At 67.6% G+C, this 15,443-nt stretch carries 13 protein-coding genes; 9 read left to right on the top strand and 4 right to left on the bottom strand.

The window, feature by feature from the left end; translation table 11 throughout:
* The first annotated feature begins 74 nt into the window (after positions 1-74).
* The 4 genes from PHX69_RS02165 (at position 75) to PHX69_RS02150 (ending at position 5,496) form a co-directional block, all read left to right on the top strand.
* Positions 75-3,371 (top strand): response regulator, encoded by a 3,297-nt coding sequence (locus PHX69_RS02165; protein WP_288042172.1) that lies wholly within the window; start codon positions 75-77, stop codon positions 3,369-3,371.
* On the top strand, positions 3,368-4,330 hold the full coding sequence (locus PHX69_RS02160; RefSeq protein ID WP_288042170.1) for a diguanylate cyclase domain-containing protein: 963 nt from the start codon (positions 3,368-3,370) through the stop codon (positions 4,328-4,330). The genes PHX69_RS02165 and PHX69_RS02160 overlap by 4 nt, the downstream gene beginning before the upstream one ends.
* Positions 4,331-4,426: 96 nt before the next feature.
* Positions 4,427-4,966: a phosphatidylglycerophosphatase A family protein gene (locus PHX69_RS02155; protein WP_288042169.1), complete on the top strand. Its 540-nt coding sequence runs from the start codon at positions 4,427-4,429 to the stop codon at positions 4,964-4,966.
* Positions 4,963-5,496 (top strand): CinA family protein, encoded by a 534-nt coding sequence (locus PHX69_RS02150; protein ID WP_288042168.1) that lies wholly within the window; start codon positions 4,963-4,965, stop codon positions 5,494-5,496. The genes PHX69_RS02155 and PHX69_RS02150 overlap by 4 nt, the downstream gene beginning before the upstream one ends.
* A gap of 204 nt (positions 5,497-5,700) precedes the next feature.
* Here the strand turns inward: PHX69_RS02150 and PHX69_RS02145 are convergent, their stop codons facing one another.
* Both PHX69_RS02145 and PHX69_RS02140 read right to left on the bottom strand, forming a co-directional pair.
* A complete protein-coding gene (locus tag PHX69_RS02145) occupies positions 5,701-7,272 on the bottom strand; it encodes a SulP family inorganic anion transporter (RefSeq protein WP_288042167.1) in 1,572 nt (523 codons plus the stop codon).
* A gap of 118 nt (positions 7,273-7,390) precedes the next feature.
* Positions 7,391-8,224: a UPF0149 family protein gene (locus PHX69_RS02140; protein ID WP_288042165.1), complete on the bottom strand. Its 834-nt coding sequence runs from the start codon at positions 8,222-8,224 to the stop codon at positions 7,391-7,393.
* Positions 8,225-8,500: 276 nt separating this feature from the next.
* Here PHX69_RS02140 and PHX69_RS02135 point away from each other — a divergent pair, with 276 nt between their 5' ends.
* On the top strand, positions 8,501-9,445 hold the full coding sequence (locus PHX69_RS02135; RefSeq protein ID WP_288042163.1) for a carbon-nitrogen hydrolase family protein: 945 nt from the start codon (positions 8,501-8,503) through the stop codon (positions 9,443-9,445).
* A gap of 44 nt (positions 9,446-9,489) precedes the next feature.
* On the opposite strand, the gene thiL is transcribed toward PHX69_RS02135, so the two are convergent.
* Positions 9,490-10,464 (bottom strand): thiamine-phosphate kinase, encoded by a 975-nt coding sequence (gene thiL / locus PHX69_RS02130; protein WP_288042161.1) that lies wholly within the window; start codon positions 10,462-10,464, stop codon positions 9,490-9,492.
* 106 nt (positions 10,465-10,570) lie between these two features.
* Complete coding sequence (locus tag PHX69_RS02125; RefSeq protein ID WP_288042159.1) at positions 10,571-10,903, bottom strand: STAS domain-containing protein; 333 nt, start codon at positions 10,901-10,903, stop codon at positions 10,571-10,573.
* Between the two features lie 98 nt (positions 10,904-11,001).
* On the opposite strand from PHX69_RS02125, the gene PHX69_RS02120 reads away from it, so the two are divergent.
* The 4 genes from PHX69_RS02120 (at position 11,002) to PHX69_RS02105 (ending at position 15,404) form a co-directional block, all read left to right on the top strand.
* A complete protein-coding gene (locus PHX69_RS02120; protein WP_288042158.1) occupies positions 11,002-12,768 on the top strand; it encodes a uracil-xanthine permease family protein in 1,767 nt (588 codons plus the stop codon).
* A 7-nt stretch (positions 12,769-12,775) separates the two neighbouring features.
* A complete protein-coding gene (locus PHX69_RS02115; protein ID WP_288042157.1) occupies positions 12,776-13,237 on the top strand; it encodes an ATP-binding protein in 462 nt (153 codons plus the stop codon).
* Positions 13,238-13,350: 113 nt separating this feature from the next.
* The gene (locus PHX69_RS02110) at positions 13,351-14,055 is read left to right on the top strand and encodes a carbonic anhydrase (RefSeq protein WP_206613230.1); all 705 of its coding nucleotides are present in this window, start codon (positions 13,351-13,353) and stop codon (positions 14,053-14,055) included.
* Between the two features lie 8 nt (positions 14,056-14,063).
* A complete protein-coding gene (locus PHX69_RS02105) occupies positions 14,064-15,404 on the top strand; it encodes a solute carrier family 23 protein (protein ID WP_288042154.1) in 1,341 nt (446 codons plus the stop codon).
* Positions 15,405-15,443 lie beyond the last annotated feature (39 nt).

The following is a 15,443-nucleotide window of genomic DNA, read 5'->3' as shown; positions in this document are numbered from 1 at the left end:
CGGGGGCAGCATGGCCCTGGCAAGGGCGGGTTATGCAGATTTTTCGCCAAACACCGCCCTCTACACTGAAAAAAATGTCTATCACCCATCGCCACCTGTCTTGGTCTCGTTACACCACCGAATGGGGGTTGCTGGGCGGCACCTTGCTGCTGGTGGCGTTGATCTTGGGCCATTTTTTGTCCGAGATGCACAAAGACATCGAGGTGCGCGAACGCGATCGCCTCGCTGTGAATGCCCGGGTGATTCACGATGCGCTGGAGCGCCAGCTTGACACCATCAACCGCACGCTGCTCGGTATTCGCGACGAACTGCCGCGCTGGCGCACCGAAAAGGACGGCCTTGGTATGGCGAACCGCCGCCTCAAGGCCTTTGCCGATGCCATGCCGACGGTACGCACGCTGCTCGTCCTCGATGCCCAGGGCAATATAGTCGCCGCCAACCACGAAACGTTGATTGGCCAAAATTTTCGTGAGCGCGATTACTTCCAGACACTTCTGCGCAATCCGAACGCCGATACGCTCTATCTGGGCCCGCCCTTCAGAACCGTCCTCGGCATTTTCGGCATGAACCTGGTGCGCATGGTGCGTGGCCCCAACGGGGAATTTGCCGGCGCCATCAGCGCCACGCTCGATCCGGTCGAACTCAGGTACATGCTCGAATCGGTACGCCATGCGCCGGATGTCTGGGCCACGTTGGTGCATGGCGATGGCAAGCTGTTCCTGATCAGTCCGCTGAACGAAAGCAAGCTGGGTACCGACCTGGCCCGGCCCGGCTCGCTGTTTTCGCGCCACCGCGACGCTGGACTCCCCGCCAGCCTCATGACAGGCACCACCGTGCTGACCGGCGAGCGCCGCCTGTTGGCGCAGCACACCTTGCAATCGCCCGCGCTGAAGATGGATAAGCCCCTCGTCATCGGCGTCAGCCGCGACCTGGGCGTGATGTATGCCCGCTGGCGCAGTGAGGTGACCCTGCTCGGCGGTATTTACGCGCTGCTGGTGGCGATCACTGTGCCCGGCCTCTACGCCACCCAGCGGCGGCGCCGGCACGCCGACGCGCAGTCCCAGGCCGCGCAGGCGGCACTGGCCCAGCGCACACGCGAGGCCGAGGCAGCCAGCCGCGCCAAGAGCGAATTCGTCGCCAACATGAGCCACGAAATCCGCACGCCCATGAACGCGGTGCTCGGTTTGCTGCAACTGCTGGAGCTCACGGGGCTGGACACGCGCCAGCACGACTACGTCCACAAAGCCGAGGGCGCTGCGCGCTCGCTGCTGGGCATCCTGAATGACATCCTGGACTTCTCCAAGGTCGAATCGGGCAAGCTGGTGCTGGACGACGCGCCGTTTCGCCTGGACGAACTGTTGCGCAACCTGTCCGTGGTGCTGTCCACGGCCTTGCAGCGCAAGGAGGTCGAAGTGCTGTTCCAGCTCGATCCTGCCGTGCCGCGCGCCCTGCGCGGCGACGGCATGCGCCTGCAGCAGGTGCTGTTGAACCTGGCGGGCAACGCGCTGAAATTTACCGAGCGTGGCGAGGTGGTGGTGGCGCTGCAGCTCCTGCGAGCCGGGCCCGACAGCGTGCGCGTGGAGTTTTCCGTGCGTGATACGGGCATTGGCATTGCCGCCGACCGCTTGGACGCCATTTTTGAGGGCTTTACCCAGGCAGAAGCCTCTACCACGCGGCGCTTTGGCGGCACCGGCCTGGGGCTGGCCATCAGCCGCCGTCTGGTGCGCCTGATGGGTGGCGAGCTGCAGGTGCAAAGCACGCCGGGGCAGGGCAGCCGGTTTTATTTCACGCTGGAGCTGGGCTGCGATGCGCAAACGCGCACGGTCGAACGCACCGCCACCGCCGAGGGGGCAGCGCCGCACGCCTTGCGCGTGCTCATCGTGGACGACAACGCCACCGCCCGCGAGGTGCTGTCTGCCATGGTCGCGTCCTTTGGCTGGCAGGCCCAAACGGCATCCGGCGGCGCGCAGGCCATTGCGCTGCTGGAAGTGGCTGCCGACACGGGCGCGCCGTTCGACATCCTGTGCGTGGACTGGATCATGCCCGGCATGGACGGCTGGGAAACCATCCAGCACCTGCGCGCGCGCCAGGCGGGGCCTTTGCCGGCCATTCTGATGATCACGGCCCATGGCCGAGAGATGCTGGCGCAGCGGCTGGATGAGGCAGAGCAGCCGCTGGACGGCTTTCTGGTCAAGCCGGTCACGCCCTCGATGCTGTTTGACGCCGTGGCCCAGGCCACGCAGGGCGCTTCGGTGACGCTGGAGCGCAGCGCCGCACCGCGCATGCAGGCCGACGGTGCGCTGGCGGGCCTGCGCATCCTCATCGTGGAAGACAACCCGCTTAACCAGCAGGTGGCGCGCGAGCTGCTCACCTATGTTGGCGCCCAGATCGAGGTGGCCGGTGACGGCCTGCGGGGCATCGAGTGCGTGCGCAGCGCCCTGCTGCCCTATGACGCCATCCTGATGGACATCCAGATGCCCCACATGGACGGCTACGCCGCCACGCGCGTACTGCGCCAAGAGATGGGCATCGCCACGCCCATCATCGCCATGACGGCCAACGCCTTGCCCGCCGACCGCGCAGCCTGCCTTGCCGCCGGTATGTCAGACCACATCGGCAAACCGATTGATGCCCGCGAACTCATCGACCTGCTGCTGCGCCATTGCCGCGAGGGCGCGGTGACACGGGCAACCGCAGCCGCTAGCACCTTGCCTGCACCCCCACCGGCACTGCCTGCTTTGCCTGCGGGCTACGACCTCGCTGGTGCGCTGGCGCGCATGGCTGGCAGCCGCAGCCTGTTGGCCCGTTTGGCGCGGGGCTTTGGGCCAGAGAGTGCAAGCATTCTGGCCACTGCTGCGGCAGCGCTACAGCAAGGCGACTGCGTTGCTGCCGCGCGCGAAATGCACACCCTGAAAGGGCTGGCCGCTACGCTGGGGGCCATGGCGCTGGCGCAGCAGGCCGCCCAGGTCGAGACCGCCTGCAAAACAGCCCCGGTGCTTGGGGGCCCCGGTGGCGAGTGTCCCCCTGACGCTGATGCGGGCATCGCCACAGAGCTTGCCGCGCTGGATGCTGCACGCGCTGCGGCTGTGGCCGTTTTGGTGGCCGTGGCCGATGCACTCGATCCGCCCAGTGCTGACCCTGACGCTGGCACGCCAGTGGACAGGCAGCGGCTGCGCGAGCAATTGGACGAGCTTGGCGCCTTGCTCGATCAGCAGAACATGCGCGCGCTGGATGTGTTTGCCACCCTCCAGCGCGAGGCAGGCAGCGCACTGGCCGACAGTGTGCATGGCATCGAAGCGGCGCTGTTTCAACTCGATTTCACGGCTGCACGCGACCAAGTGGCCCATTTGCAACGGACACTAATGCCATGACCCCAGCCCCCCACCAGCTCCCCACATTTCGCAACTTGGCCACGCTGCCCGAACGCCCGCGTCTGCTGGTGGTGGACGACCAGCCGATCAACATCCAGGCGCTCTACCAGATATTCCATGCTGACCACGAGGTGTTCATGGCCACAGACGGGGAGCAGGCGCTGGCCTTTTGCCGCAACAACCCGCCGCCCGACCTGATTCTTCTGGACGTGGTGATGCCCGAGATGGACGGCATTGAAGTCTGCCGCCAGCTCAAGGCCGACCCGGTGCTGGCCGACATCCCGGTGATCTTTGTTACGGCCTGCTCCGAGCCTGCGGATGAAACCCGCGCGCTGGAGTCGGGTGGTGTGGATTTCATCACCAAGCCGGTCAATCCGGCCGTGGTGCGCGCCCGCGTCAAAACCCATCTCACGCTCAAGGCGCAGGGCGATTTGCTGCGTTCGCTGGTTTTTGTGGACGGGCTGACCGGCGTTGCCAACCGCCGCCGCTTTGATGAGGCTTTGGAGATCGAATGGCGCCGCTGCCAGCGCAAAGGTGCCCCGCTGGCGCTGTTGATGATGGATATCGACCATTTCAAGCGCTACAACGACCGCTACGGCCACCAGACCGGCGATGCGTGTTTGCAGCAAGTGGCCGCCACCCTCAAGGCGGGTTTGCAGCGTGGGCACGACCTGGTCGCGCGCTACGGCGGCGAGGAGTTTGCCTGTCTGCTGTCTGAATGCGACCTGGCCGCCGGGCTGCACAAGGCCCAGGCGCTGCTGGCTGCCGTGGCCGCGCTGGGCATTGCACACGCCGATTCGCCCACCGCCGACCGGGTAACGCTGAGCATCGGTGTCGCCGTTCTGTATCCCAGTGGCGAGTGCGGCCCCGACGCGCTCGTGGCCGCTGCCGATACGGCGCTTTATGAGGCCAAGCGCAGCGGGCGTAACCGGGTTTGCGCCAGCCCGATGGTGAAGTGAGCAACCCGCACCCAGTGAGATCGCCTGAACAGCGAGCGTGCCACCACCAGGCACTCGCAGGGGCAAAAGCCGTCCAGCCTGCCTAGAATTTCTGTCATGTACCCCCAGTCCACTTCCTTCGCTGCTTCTGCGGCCCCTGCACCGCGCCCCACGGTGCGCTTTTTGCTTGCCCACCCGGCGCACTTCATCGCGCTGGGCTTGGGTGCAGGGCTGTCGCGCAACGCCCCCGGCACCGTGGGCACGCTGTGGGCCTGGCTGGCGTTTTTGCTGTTGCAACACTGGCTCGATCCGCTGCGCCTGGGCCTGCTCATCGTGTTTGCCACGCTGGGCGGCTGGTGGGCCTGCACCCTCACCGCCCGCCACATGCGCGTGGCCGACCCCGGCGCCATCGTCTGGGACGAGGTGGTGGCCTTCTGGCTGGTGCTGTGGCTGGCCATGCCGATGGGCTTTTGGGGGCAGTTCTGGGCGTTTGCGCTGTTCCGGTTTTTTGATGCCGTCAAACCCGGCCCCGTGGGCTGGGCCGATGCTTTGTTCAAAGGCTTTGGCTGGCGCGGTGGCTGGGGCATTTTGTTTGACGACCTGGTGGCGGCGTTTTGCACGCTGCTGGTGATTGCACTGTGGAGGTTCTGGGTATGAGTACCGTTGCACTATCAAAAAATGAGCTGGATGCGCCCGCTGCACAAGCGCTGGAGGCCATTTTGGTGTCTATTTCTGGCGCCCTGCTGGCGCGCGGCTGGATGCTGACCACCGCCGAGAGCTGCACCGGCGGCTTGATTGCCGCCGCCTGCACCGATCTGGCTGGCTCCAGCCAGTGGTTTGAGCGCGGTGTGGTCAGCTACTCCAACGCCGCCAAAACCGAGCTGCTGGGCGTGGATGCCGACCTGATTGCGCAGCATGGCGCCGTCAGCGAGCCCGTGGCCCGCGCCATGGCCGAGGGCGCGCTGGCCCGCTCCCACGCCCAGGTCAGCCTGGCCGTGACGGGGGTGGCCGGGCCTACCGGGGGCAGCGCCAGCAAACCCGTGGGCACGGTGTGCTTTGCCTGGTGCGTGGCCGGGCGCACGCACTGCCATACCCTGCACCTGAGCGGCAACCGCGCCGCCGTGCGCGACGCCACCCTGCGCCACGCGCTGGCGCAGCTGGCCGCCTGGCTGGCGGCGTCGGCGTAGTCAGAGGGGGGAGTGGGCGAGGCGCTGGCAAGGCGCTGTGCCCGCACCGCTCCAGCCCCAGCCCCAGCCCCAGCCCCAGCCCCAGCCCCAGCCCCAGCCCCAGCCCCAAGTTGGGTCGGGAGAAAAAAACAGCTGAATCGGCCTCCAGCCCTTGCGGGGAGTGCGTGAGCAGCTATCGTTTTTGCTGCGGCCCGTGGCGCCGCATCAGTCGCTGCGGAGCCGGTCTATCAACACCGCGCTGGCCTCACTCAGCCCCAGCACCTGCACGGTGCAGCCGTGCTGGCGCAGGCGCTGCACCACCTTGTCCAGCGCGGCCACGGCGGTCACGTCCCAAAAGTGCGCGCGCGAGACGTCGATGGTGACGTGCCGGTGCTCGGCGCCCAGCACGTCAAACGCCTCGATGAACGCATCGGCGGAGGCAAAAAACACCTGTCCCGCCACGCGCCAGATGCGCTGGCCACGGGTGGCTGCGCTGCCGGTCTCTGCGCCCATGCCAGTGCTGCCACTGCCGCCGCTGTGGAGCGCACTGCCCACACCGTCGCCCGCGTCAGCCTCGTCAATATCCTCGCACTGCACCTCCAGCATGCGCGAGACCTTGACCGCAAAAAACACCCCGCTGAGCACCACGCCCACGGCCACGCCCGCCGCCAGGTTGTGCGTCCCTATCGTCACCACCACGGTGGCCAGCATCACGGCGCTGGACAGGCGCGGGTGGCGCACCAGCGTGCGCAGCGATTTCCAGTCAAAGGTTTCTGCCGACACCATCACCATGATGGCGACCAGCGCCACCACCGGCACCTGTGACACCCAGGGCTTGAGCGCCACCATCAGCACCAGCAAAAACACCCCCGCAAACAGCGTGGACAGGCGCCCACGTCCGCCGTATTTGACGTTGCCCACGGCCTGGCCAATCATTCCGCAGCCCGCAATGCCGCCAAAGCAGCTGGCGGCGATGTTGGCCAGGCCCAGGCCGGTGCATTCGCGGTTTTTGTTGCTGGGCGTGTCGGTCAGCTCATCGACCACGGCGGCGGTCAGCACCGATTCGAGCAGGCCGACCATGGCAATGGCCAGCGCAGGCAGCAAGATGGTGCGCAGTGTCTCCAGCGTGGCGGGCACCTCGGGCAGGCCCCAGGCGGGCAGGGCGCTGGGCAGCTGGCCCAGGTCGGCCACGGTGGCCAGCGGCAGCCCCTGCCACGATGCCAGCACCGTCAGCACCACCACGCAAATCAGCGGCGACGGAATGGCCGTGAGCGCGCGCCAGCCCAGCACGGCGCCCAGGCGCGGCAGGCCGTAAATCAGCGCCAGGCCCAGCGCCAGCATGGCCCAGGTGGCGGCATTGGCATCCGCCAGGTGCGGCCACTGCGCGGCAAAAATCAAGATGGCCAGCGCGTTGACAAAGCCAGTGCGCACCGAGCTGGAGACAAAGCGCATCAGCACCCCCAGCCGCAGCAGGCCAAACACCACCTGCACCGCGCCCGCCAGCAGCCCCGCCGCCAGCAGGTATTGCAGCCCGTGCGACTGCACCAGCGGCGCTGCCACCAGCGCCACCGAGCCCGCCGCCGCCGACACCATGGCCGGGCGCGCGCCCGCAAACGCAATCACGATGCTGATGACGAACGAGGCAAACAGCCCCACCGACGGATCGACGCCCGCGACAAACGAGAACGCAATCACTTCGGGGATCAGCGCAAACGTGGCCACGGCCCCGGCGAGCAACTCGCGCGGGATGCTGGGTGCCCATTCGGCGCGCAGGCGGGTCAGAAACAAGGGGCTCATGCAACAGCAACGCGCCCGAAGGCGCGCAGAAAAGGGGGGATCAAAAAATCAAGCCAAATCGGCTTCTGGCGCCCGTTTGGCGTGCGCTAGCAGCTATCAAATCAATAGCGATTTTGCGTCAGGCGCCGCAGCACTTCTTGAACTTTTTGCCGCTGCCGCAGGTGCAGGGGTCGTTGCGGCCGGGCTCGGGGGCTTTGCGCAGGGTTTCGACGCGCGGGCCCACGCTTTTCCAGAGCTGGCGCAGGTCGTACACGGCCCAGATGGCCTCGCCAAACAGCTCCACGCGCGCCTGGCTGACGCTGGGTGGGCCGTCTTCGGCGTACATGCTGACGCTGGGCGTGCCGGTGTCGTCTTCGGTCAGGGCGACGATGCTGTCCAGGGCTTCATCCAGCCACTGGGCGGTTTCCTTGTCGCGCGGGGGCTGCCATTCTTCGGGCCAGTTCTCCACAGCGAACATGAAGCCCAGCGCCCAGACCTGGGCAAACGAGGGGATGTCCTGGCCGGCCAGTTCGGCGCGCTCGGCCTCGGGCAGGGCCGCGACGGCGCCGCGCATGTCCATCACATCGGGCTCGAAGGTGCGCTCGTCGTCCAGGGTTTTGACGTCGGTGTCCAGCGCCTGCTCGACCTCGTTCCAGCGCCGCTGCCACAGCGCCAGAAACTGCGCTTGCTGTGCGGCGTCGGCAAACGGCTCCAGCAGCGGCAGGCTCTCGCCTTCGGCCACGTCGATGGCGGCGCCATCGCCCAGCAGCATGGGCAGGTATTCGGCTGCTCCGATGGCGCGGCGGCTGCACACCAGCGCGGTCAGAAAGCCGTCGCAGAACTCCCACTGCGGGATTTCTTCACTGCGCGTGCGCAGGTCGTCCAGGAGGGTTTCCAGGGCGTCGATGTCGTCGCTGCTCAGGGCCGGGGCGGTGGCGGCGTGGTCAGGGGTGGGCGATGTGGGGTCGTTCATGGCGGGCTCCGTGGGTCGGTCAAAAGCGGGTGGATGGGAAGGCTGCGGCGCAGAAAAAATGGCAGCGGGGTGCTCGCTCAGGGGCCCGGGCCGCAGGGCGCGTGCCGGTGGCGCCGCCAGCGGGGCGCAAAGTGTAGCGCTGGCGCCTGCGCGCCAGGGCAGTGCCACGCGGGCGGCCACCGGTGGGTAGCGGGTACTGGTGTGCCTGGGGGGGCTGCACTGCGCGCGGTTTGTCGGCACACTGCGCTCTCCCATTGCACAAAAACAGGAGACCGTATGAAGATGATTGCAGCCGTGGCCCAGACCGCCACCGTGATGTTCGACACCCCCGCCACCGTGGCCAAGGCCCAGGCACTGATGCAGGAGGCGGCCGGGCGCGGCGCCCAGGTGCTGGTGTTTCCGGAGGCGTTCATCGGCGGCTACCCCAAGGGGGCGGACTTTCACATCTTCATCGGTGCGCGCACGCCCGAGGGGCGCCAGGACTTCAAAAAATACTACGACGCCGCCGTCACGCTCGATGGCCCGGAAATCGCCCAGCTCGCCCAGGCCGCTGGCCAGCACCGGCTGTATGTGTGCGTGGGCATCATCGAGCGCGATGGCGGCACGCTGTACTGCACCGCCGTGTACCTGGGGCCCGAGGGCACCGTGCTGGGCCACCACCGCAAGCTCATGCCCACGGCGCTGGAGCGCCTGGTGTGGGGGCAGGGCGATGGCTCCACGCTGCAAGCGGTGGACACGCCCTACGGCAAGCTGGGCGCCGTGATCTGCTGGGAAAACTACATGCCCGCGCTGCGCATGGCCATGTACCAGCAGCGCGTGGCGCTGTACTGCGCGCCCACGGCAGACGACCGCGACAGCTGGATCAGCACCATGCAGCACATCGCTATGGAGGGGCGCTGTTTTGTGCTCTCGGCCTGCCAGCACCTGCGCCGCACGCAGCTGCCCATGGACGCCCTGCACAACCGCCTGCCCGAGGCCCCCGACACGGTGCTGATGCGCGGCGGCAGCTGCATCATCGGGCCGCTGGGCCAGGTGCTGGCCGGGCCGGTGTATGGCGAAGATGCCCTGCTGCTGGCCGAGATAGACCTGGGCGACATCCCCCGTGCGCAGATGGACTTTGACCCGGTGGGCCACTACGCGCGGCCCGACGTGTTCCAGCTGGCCGTCAACACGGCGCAGCAACAGGCGGTGCGTGCCGCGCCGGGCTGGCCCGAGCAGTGAGTGCGGGCGCTGTCCCAGAGGGGGCGGTGCGCAGCCCGCCCGCGTCAGGCGAAGTGGTCGAATGAGGCGTAGCGCTGGGGCATGGGCTGGCCTTGGGCGCCGATCAGGCGCAGCCCCGGCGTGGCCTCGATGCAGCCAATGCGCGTGACCGGCGTGGCGCTGGCCTGCGCCGCAGCGGCCACCGCCGCGCGCCGGGCCACCGGGGCAGTGAAAGCCAGCTCGTAATCGTCGCCCCCGGCCAGGGTGCACTGGTGCAGTAATTCAGTATCAAAATGGCCTCCAGCGCTTTCTGAGTAAGCGCTAGCAGCTATCAATTTGATAGTTTCTGTGGTGTCGATGCAGGCGCCCACGCCCGAGGCGCGCAGGATGTGGCCCAGGTCGCCCAGCAGGCCGTCGCTCACGTCCAGCGCGCTGCTGGCCACGCCGCGCAGCGCCTGGCCCAGGGCCACGCGGGGCGTGGGCGCTTCCAGGCGCTGGCGGGCGGCGGCCAGCATGCCGGGCGCCAGCGTGGTGTGGCCTAGCAGGGCTTCGAGCGCCAGGCGCGCATCGCCTAGCGTGCCGCTGACGTAGAGGTCGTCGCCCGCGCGTGCGCCGCTGCGCAGCAGGGCCTGGCCCGCAGGCACTTCGCCAAAGACGGTGATGCAAATGTTCAGCGGGCCTTGCGTGGTGTCGCCGCCGATCAGCTCGCAGCCGTGGGCGTCGGCCAGCGCCAGCAGGCCCGCCGAGAAGCCTTGCAGCCAAGCCTCATCCACGGTGGGCAGGGCCAGCGCCAGCGTGAATGCCAGTGGCCGCGCACCGCAGGCGGCCAGGTCAGACAGGTTGACGGCCAGGGCTTTGTGGCCCAGGCGGTAGGCATCGGTGCCCGCAAAAAAGTGCCGCCCTTCGACCAGCATGTCGCTGGACACCGCCAGTTGCATGCCCGGCGCGGGTGCCAGCAGGGCGCAGTCGTCACCCACGCCCAGCACCGCGCGCCGCACGGGGCGGGTGAAGTAGCGTGCAATCAGATCGAACTCGCCCATGGGGTCGGTGGCGGGGCGATGGTGTGGATGCAGTGGTGCGCGCTGGTGGGAGCGCCTGCCGGGCGTGCCGACAGGGTGCCCGCCGCGCGCAGGCCGTGCGCCGGTGTCAGAACTGCGCCAGCGCCTCGGCGCGCGTGGCGGTGACGTTGAGGATGGCCAGAAAGCCGCTGATGTCAAACACCTCGCGGATGTGCGATTGCATGGCGCACAGCACCAGTTTGCCGCCCTCTTGCTTGAGCCGCTTGGCCACCACCAGCACCATGCGCAGACCGGCGCTGGAGATGTAGTCCAGGGCGGCAAAGTCGATGACCAGGTTTTTTTGTCCGCTGGCGATCAGTGCCAGGACTTCAGCTTCGGTGGTGGCAGCGTTGGCGCTGTTGATCTGGCCTTGCAGTGCAACAATCTGGGCGTTGGCGGCGGATTCGAGGGCGATGGTCATGGGAATATTTCAGTGTGCTGGGGCGGGGGTTTGTCGCAGAATTCAGAGCCGCCGCGATGATACCGTGGCCTTGTACCCCCCATTTGCCCGCTCTTCCGATGCCACTTTTGTTGCCACGCCTGCCCCCGTCGCCTGTGCGCCGCCGCCCCCCGGAGTTGTTGTTTGCCGCCGATGACCGGCCGCCCCGGTTTGCGCTGCTGGTGCTGGCGGGGCAGCACGCGGCCACGGCCATGGCTTTCATCACCTATGTGCTGGCTACGGCGCAGATTGCGGGTCTGGACCGGCAGGGCACCCAGTCCATGGTGGCCATGACTTTGCTGGGCATGGCCTTGTGTACGGCCTTGCAGGCCTGGGGCGGGCGCACGGGCAGCGGCGCGCTGCTGGTACACATGCCCAATCCGTTCATGATCACGCTGGTGGCCGCCCTGGTGGCCGCGCACGGCCCGGGGGGCATTGCGGTGGCCACGCTGGTGTATGGCGCAGCCGCCCTGGCCGTGGGCCCGCTGGTGACGCGCATGCGCGCCTTGTTTCCGCCCGCTGTGGTCGGCACGGTCATTTGCATGGGCGGGCTGGGGTTGGTGGAGTCGGCGGTGCGCCATTCGCTGGGCGTGGATGCGCAGTGGCGCATCAACCCGGTCAGTGCCGCCATTGCGGCGTCCACGCTGGGCTGCATCATTGCGCTGTCGGTGTGGGGCGGGCGGCGTACCCGGCTGCTGGGGCTGATGGCGGGCATTGCCATTGGCGTGGCCGTGGCGGCGCTGACCGGGCAGCTGGAGGGCCTCGATGCCCTGCGCAGCGCCCCCGTGCTGGCCCTGCCCAGCGTGGCAGCGCCCGTGTTTCGCATCGACCCAGCCATGGTGGTGGCGATTGCGCTCATCGCCGTGCTCAGCCAGCTCGATACGCTGGGCAGCGTCATCATCCTGGACAAAATGGACGATGCCGACTGGAAGCGCGCCAACATGCAGGCCGTGGGTGGCGGCATTAAGGCCAATGGCCTGGGCGATCTGGCCTGCGGCCTGCTGGGCAGCTTTCCCTCTTGCGTGTGTTCGGCCAATATCGCGCTGGCCCACGCCACGCATTCCACGGCCCGCGTGATTGGCCTGGCCACAGCGGCGATGCTGGCGCTGGTGGCGTTCATGCCCCAGGCCACGTTGGGGCTGACGCTCATCCCCGCGCCAGTGTTGGGTGCGGTGGAGCTGTATGCGGCGGGCTTTCTGATTGTTTCGGGCATGGAGCTGATCGCCTCGCGGGCCATGGACAGCCGGGGCATTTTTGCGGTGGGCCTGTCCATCAGTGCCGGTCTGGCCACCATGCTCATGCCGCCCTTGGTGCAGGCCGCCCCCGAGGGTTTGCGGTTCTTGCTGGGCAGCGGTTTTCTGGTGGCGGGTTTGCTGGTGATTGCGCTCAACCTGCTGTTTCGCCTGGGCACGGCGCAGCGCGCCGAGCAGCGCCTGGACATGGCCAGCAGCACCCTGCATGCCGATATCACCGGCTTTGTCGAAGGCCGTGGTGGTGCCTGGGGGGCGCGCCGTGCGGTGGTGCAGCGCGCGGCCCTGGCCGCACTGGAGGGCGCCGAGGCCATCGCCGCCGCAGGCGGGCGTTCGCTGGTGGCCATCCGGGGCAGCTTTGACGAGTTCAACCTCGACATTGAGCTGCTGCACAGCGGCCCCGCCCTGGCGCTGACCTCTGCTGCCGCCCACGGCACGGCGGCGCCACACGCCTCGCTGCTGGACGCCGATGACGCCGCGCTGGACGCTGCGTTGCTGAACGTCTCGGGCCTGTTGCTGCGCCACCTGGCCGACCGGGTGGAGGTGGCGGACGGTGGTGCCGGGCCTGCTGCGCTGCGCCTGCATTTTGAACATTGAGGACACCATGAACGCCACTGCCCCCAATGATGGCTCTGTGTACCTTGCCCCGCCCGATGTGCTGGTGCCCGAGCCCTCGGTGCAGGGCGTGGCCCAGGCGCTGGCATGGCTGGAGGCCCTGGCCGAGCGCGACGGCTGGCCAGCGCGCACGCTGTTTGCCCTGACGCTGTGCGCCGATGAGGCCCTCACCAACGTCGTCTCTTATGCCCAGGCGCAGCCAGGGCAGCCGCAGCTGGGCCTGCGCCTGGAGTGTGGCCGCACGCCCTATGGCGTGGCGCTGCGCATGGAGGACGATGGCGCCGCTTTCGATCCCACGGCCCAGGAGCCGCCCGAGCTGGCCCTTTCACTGGACGATGCGCGTGTCGGCGGCCACGGCCTGCGCCTGATGCGCCACTACCTGCACACGCTGCATTACCAGCGCCAGGGCGAGCGCAACGTGCTGCTGCTGGGCGCAGCGTGGGCCGCCTGAGCGCGCCAGGCCCGGGCGCGGCGCTGCCTTCCAACGTAGGCAAAATGCCACCCGTGCAGGGCCTGCATGGGCAGGACTTGTGCGTTCAACCACTCAACTTTTCGGGGACTACCTTGGAGCAAAACCATCAGGCGCAGGGCCAGGCAACGCCATGCCGCGACATCAGCCACTTGCTGGAGGGCATCCGGCGCTTTCGTACCCGGTTTTACGAAGAAAACTCCACGCTGATGCGCGGTCTGGTCGAGCAGGGCCAGTCGCCACCCGCTTTGTTGATTTCTTGCAGCGACTCCCGGGTCGATCCCACCTTGCTGTCGGACGCCGAGCCGGGCCAGCTGTTTGTCGTGCGCAACGTGGCCAATCTGGTGCCGCCCTACGACACCACCCGCCACTACGACGGCGCCGGTGCCGCCATTGAGTACGCGGTGCGCGACCTGAAGGTAGACCACATCATTGTGCTGGGCCACGCGCACTGCGGCGGCATCAAGGCCATGCTGGGCGCAGCGGGCGGCCAGTGGCCTGACCGCGACTTCATCGGCGGCTGGGTGTCTATGGCGCTGGACGCCAGCCGCCTGTACCTCTCAGAAAAAGACGAGCACGGCCAGCCGCTGCAAGCGTCGTTGCAGCGCCTGCGCGAGAACGCCCACCTGGTCGAGCGCGCCGCCATTGCCGGGTCGCTGAAGAACCTGCTCTCGTACCCCTGGGTGCGTGAGCGCGTCGAGGCGGGCACGCTGGTGCTGCACGGCTGGTGGTTTGATCTGGACACCGGCGACCTCTGGGCCACCGAGCCCGGTGGCATGCAGCTCATGCCCGTGCTCTGAGCCTGCCCATGCGCCGCCCCGACAACATCGCCTTTGGCGTTGACGACCCGCTGCCCGCGCGCCTGGGCGCCGGGCTGGCTTTGCAGCAACTGGCCTTTTTGGGCGCATTGCTGGTGATACCGGAAATTTATGTGCGCGCCCAGGGGCTGGGGCACCACGATTTTCTGAACATTGTCTCGTCCACGCTGCTGGTGTCGGCGTTCGTGATCTTGTTGCAGGTGCGGGGCATGCGCCACCTGGGCGCGCGCTACTACTACCCGTTGCAGGCCACGGGCGCGGTGCTGCCTGCCATGTACCTGGTCAGCAGCCTGCCCGGGGCCACGCTGGCCACGGTGTTTGGCATGGTCTGGGTGATTGGCCTGTCGCAGGTGGCGTTCAGCTTTCTGATCATGCGGCTGCGCAATGTGTTTACCGTCGAGGTGTCGGGCGTGGCGGTGATGCTCATCGGCCTGGGGTTGGGGCACCTGGGTTTCCGGGAGATTTTTGGCCACGGCACGGATGGCACACCCGCTTCAGGCGCCAGTTTGCTGGTGGGCCTGCTCACCTTTGCCACCATGGTGGCGTGCAATGTCTGGGTCAAAACCGTGCTGCGCCTGTTTGCGCCGCTGCTGGGGCTGCTGGCGGGCATGTTGGCCAGTGTGCTGCTGGATCTGGTGCCCGCACAGGAGCTGCACCAGTGGCAAGACATGCCCTGGTTCTGGGTGCCGCAACTGCCGGTGTTTGGCTGGGCCTTTGATGCCAAGGCCATCGTGCCCTACGTGGTCACGGGCTTTGCGCTGGCCCTGACGTCGATGGGCACCCAGACGATTGCCCAGCGCACGTCCAATGCCGACTGGGTGCGCCCCGATCTGCGGGCACTGGCGCGCGGTGTGCGTGCCGAAGGCGTGGCCCACCTGTTTGCCGCCCTGGTCAATGGCCTGCCCCTGGCGGCCAGCGGCGGTGCGGTGAGCCTGGCAGCCGCTTCGGGCTGCACCAGCCGCTATCTGGGCTACTGGACGGCGGGCTTTTTGTTTTTGGCCGCGCTGCTGCCGCACATCACCGGGGCCTGGCTGCTGCTGCCCGCGCCGGTGACGGGCGCGCTGTTGCTGTACCTCTCGGCCTTTGCCACCCTCAGCGGGTTGCAGTTGATTGCCTCGCGCATGCTGGACAACCGCCGCGTGCTGGCCGTGGGCGTGGGGCTGCTGGTGGGCACGGGCATGCCCACCATCCATGAAGCAGTGGTGGCGCTGTGGCCCGATTTGCGTTTTGTGGCGCTCTCAGGGCCACCCCTTTCAAGGTGTTTGGAAAGAAACCATCGTAGTCTCCTGATTTCTCTGGAATCAGGAACAAGATGGTCTGGCAAGCAGTGATAGAGCGCTTCGAGCAGCAAGCACCCGCCAGCGTGATGG

The organism is Simplicispira sp. (assembly GCF_028687295.1).
In the GTDB taxonomy this organism is placed as follows: domain Bacteria; phylum Pseudomonadota; class Gammaproteobacteria; order Burkholderiales; family Burkholderiaceae_C; genus Simplicispira; species Simplicispira metamorpha.
Note: the sequence above shows the minus strand (reverse complement) of the source record. Positions and strands in the feature narration are given on the sequence as shown.

Bases quoted from the DNA above. Each gene is read 5' to 3' on its own strand.
- PHX69_RS02165 (WP_288042172.1), top strand. From the start codon at position 75: ATGTCTATCACCCATCGCCACCTGTCTTGGTCTCGTTACACCACCGAA.
- PHX69_RS02160 (WP_288042170.1), top strand. From the start codon at position 3,368: ATGACCCCAGCCCCCCACCAGCTCCCCACATTTCGCAACTTGGCCACG.
- PHX69_RS02155 (WP_288042169.1), top strand. From the start codon at position 4,427: ATGTACCCCCAGTCCACTTCCTTCGCTGCTTCTGCGGCCCCTGCACCG.
- PHX69_RS02150 (WP_288042168.1), top strand. From the start codon at position 4,963: ATGAGTACCGTTGCACTATCAAAAAATGAGCTGGATGCGCCCGCTGCA.
- PHX69_RS02145 (WP_288042167.1), bottom strand. From the start codon at position 7,272: ATGAGCCCCTTGTTTCTGACCCGCCTGCGCGCCGAATGGGCACCCAGC.
- PHX69_RS02140 (WP_288042165.1), bottom strand. From the start codon at position 8,224: ATGAACGACCCCACATCGCCCACCCCTGACCACGCCGCCACCGCCCCG.
- PHX69_RS02135 (WP_288042163.1), top strand. From the start codon at position 8,501: ATGAAGATGATTGCAGCCGTGGCCCAGACCGCCACCGTGATGTTCGAC.
- thiL (WP_288042161.1), bottom strand. From the start codon at position 10,464: ATGGGCGAGTTCGATCTGATTGCACGCTACTTCACCCGCCCCGTGCGG.
- PHX69_RS02125 (WP_288042159.1), bottom strand. From the start codon at position 10,903: ATGACCATCGCCCTCGAATCCGCCGCCAACGCCCAGATTGTTGCACTG.
- PHX69_RS02120 (WP_288042158.1), top strand. From the start codon at position 11,002: ATGCCACTTTTGTTGCCACGCCTGCCCCCGTCGCCTGTGCGCCGCCGC.
- PHX69_RS02115 (WP_288042157.1), top strand. From the start codon at position 12,776: ATGAACGCCACTGCCCCCAATGATGGCTCTGTGTACCTTGCCCCGCCC.
- PHX69_RS02105 (WP_288042154.1), top strand. From the start codon at position 14,064: ATGCGCCGCCCCGACAACATCGCCTTTGGCGTTGACGACCCGCTGCCC.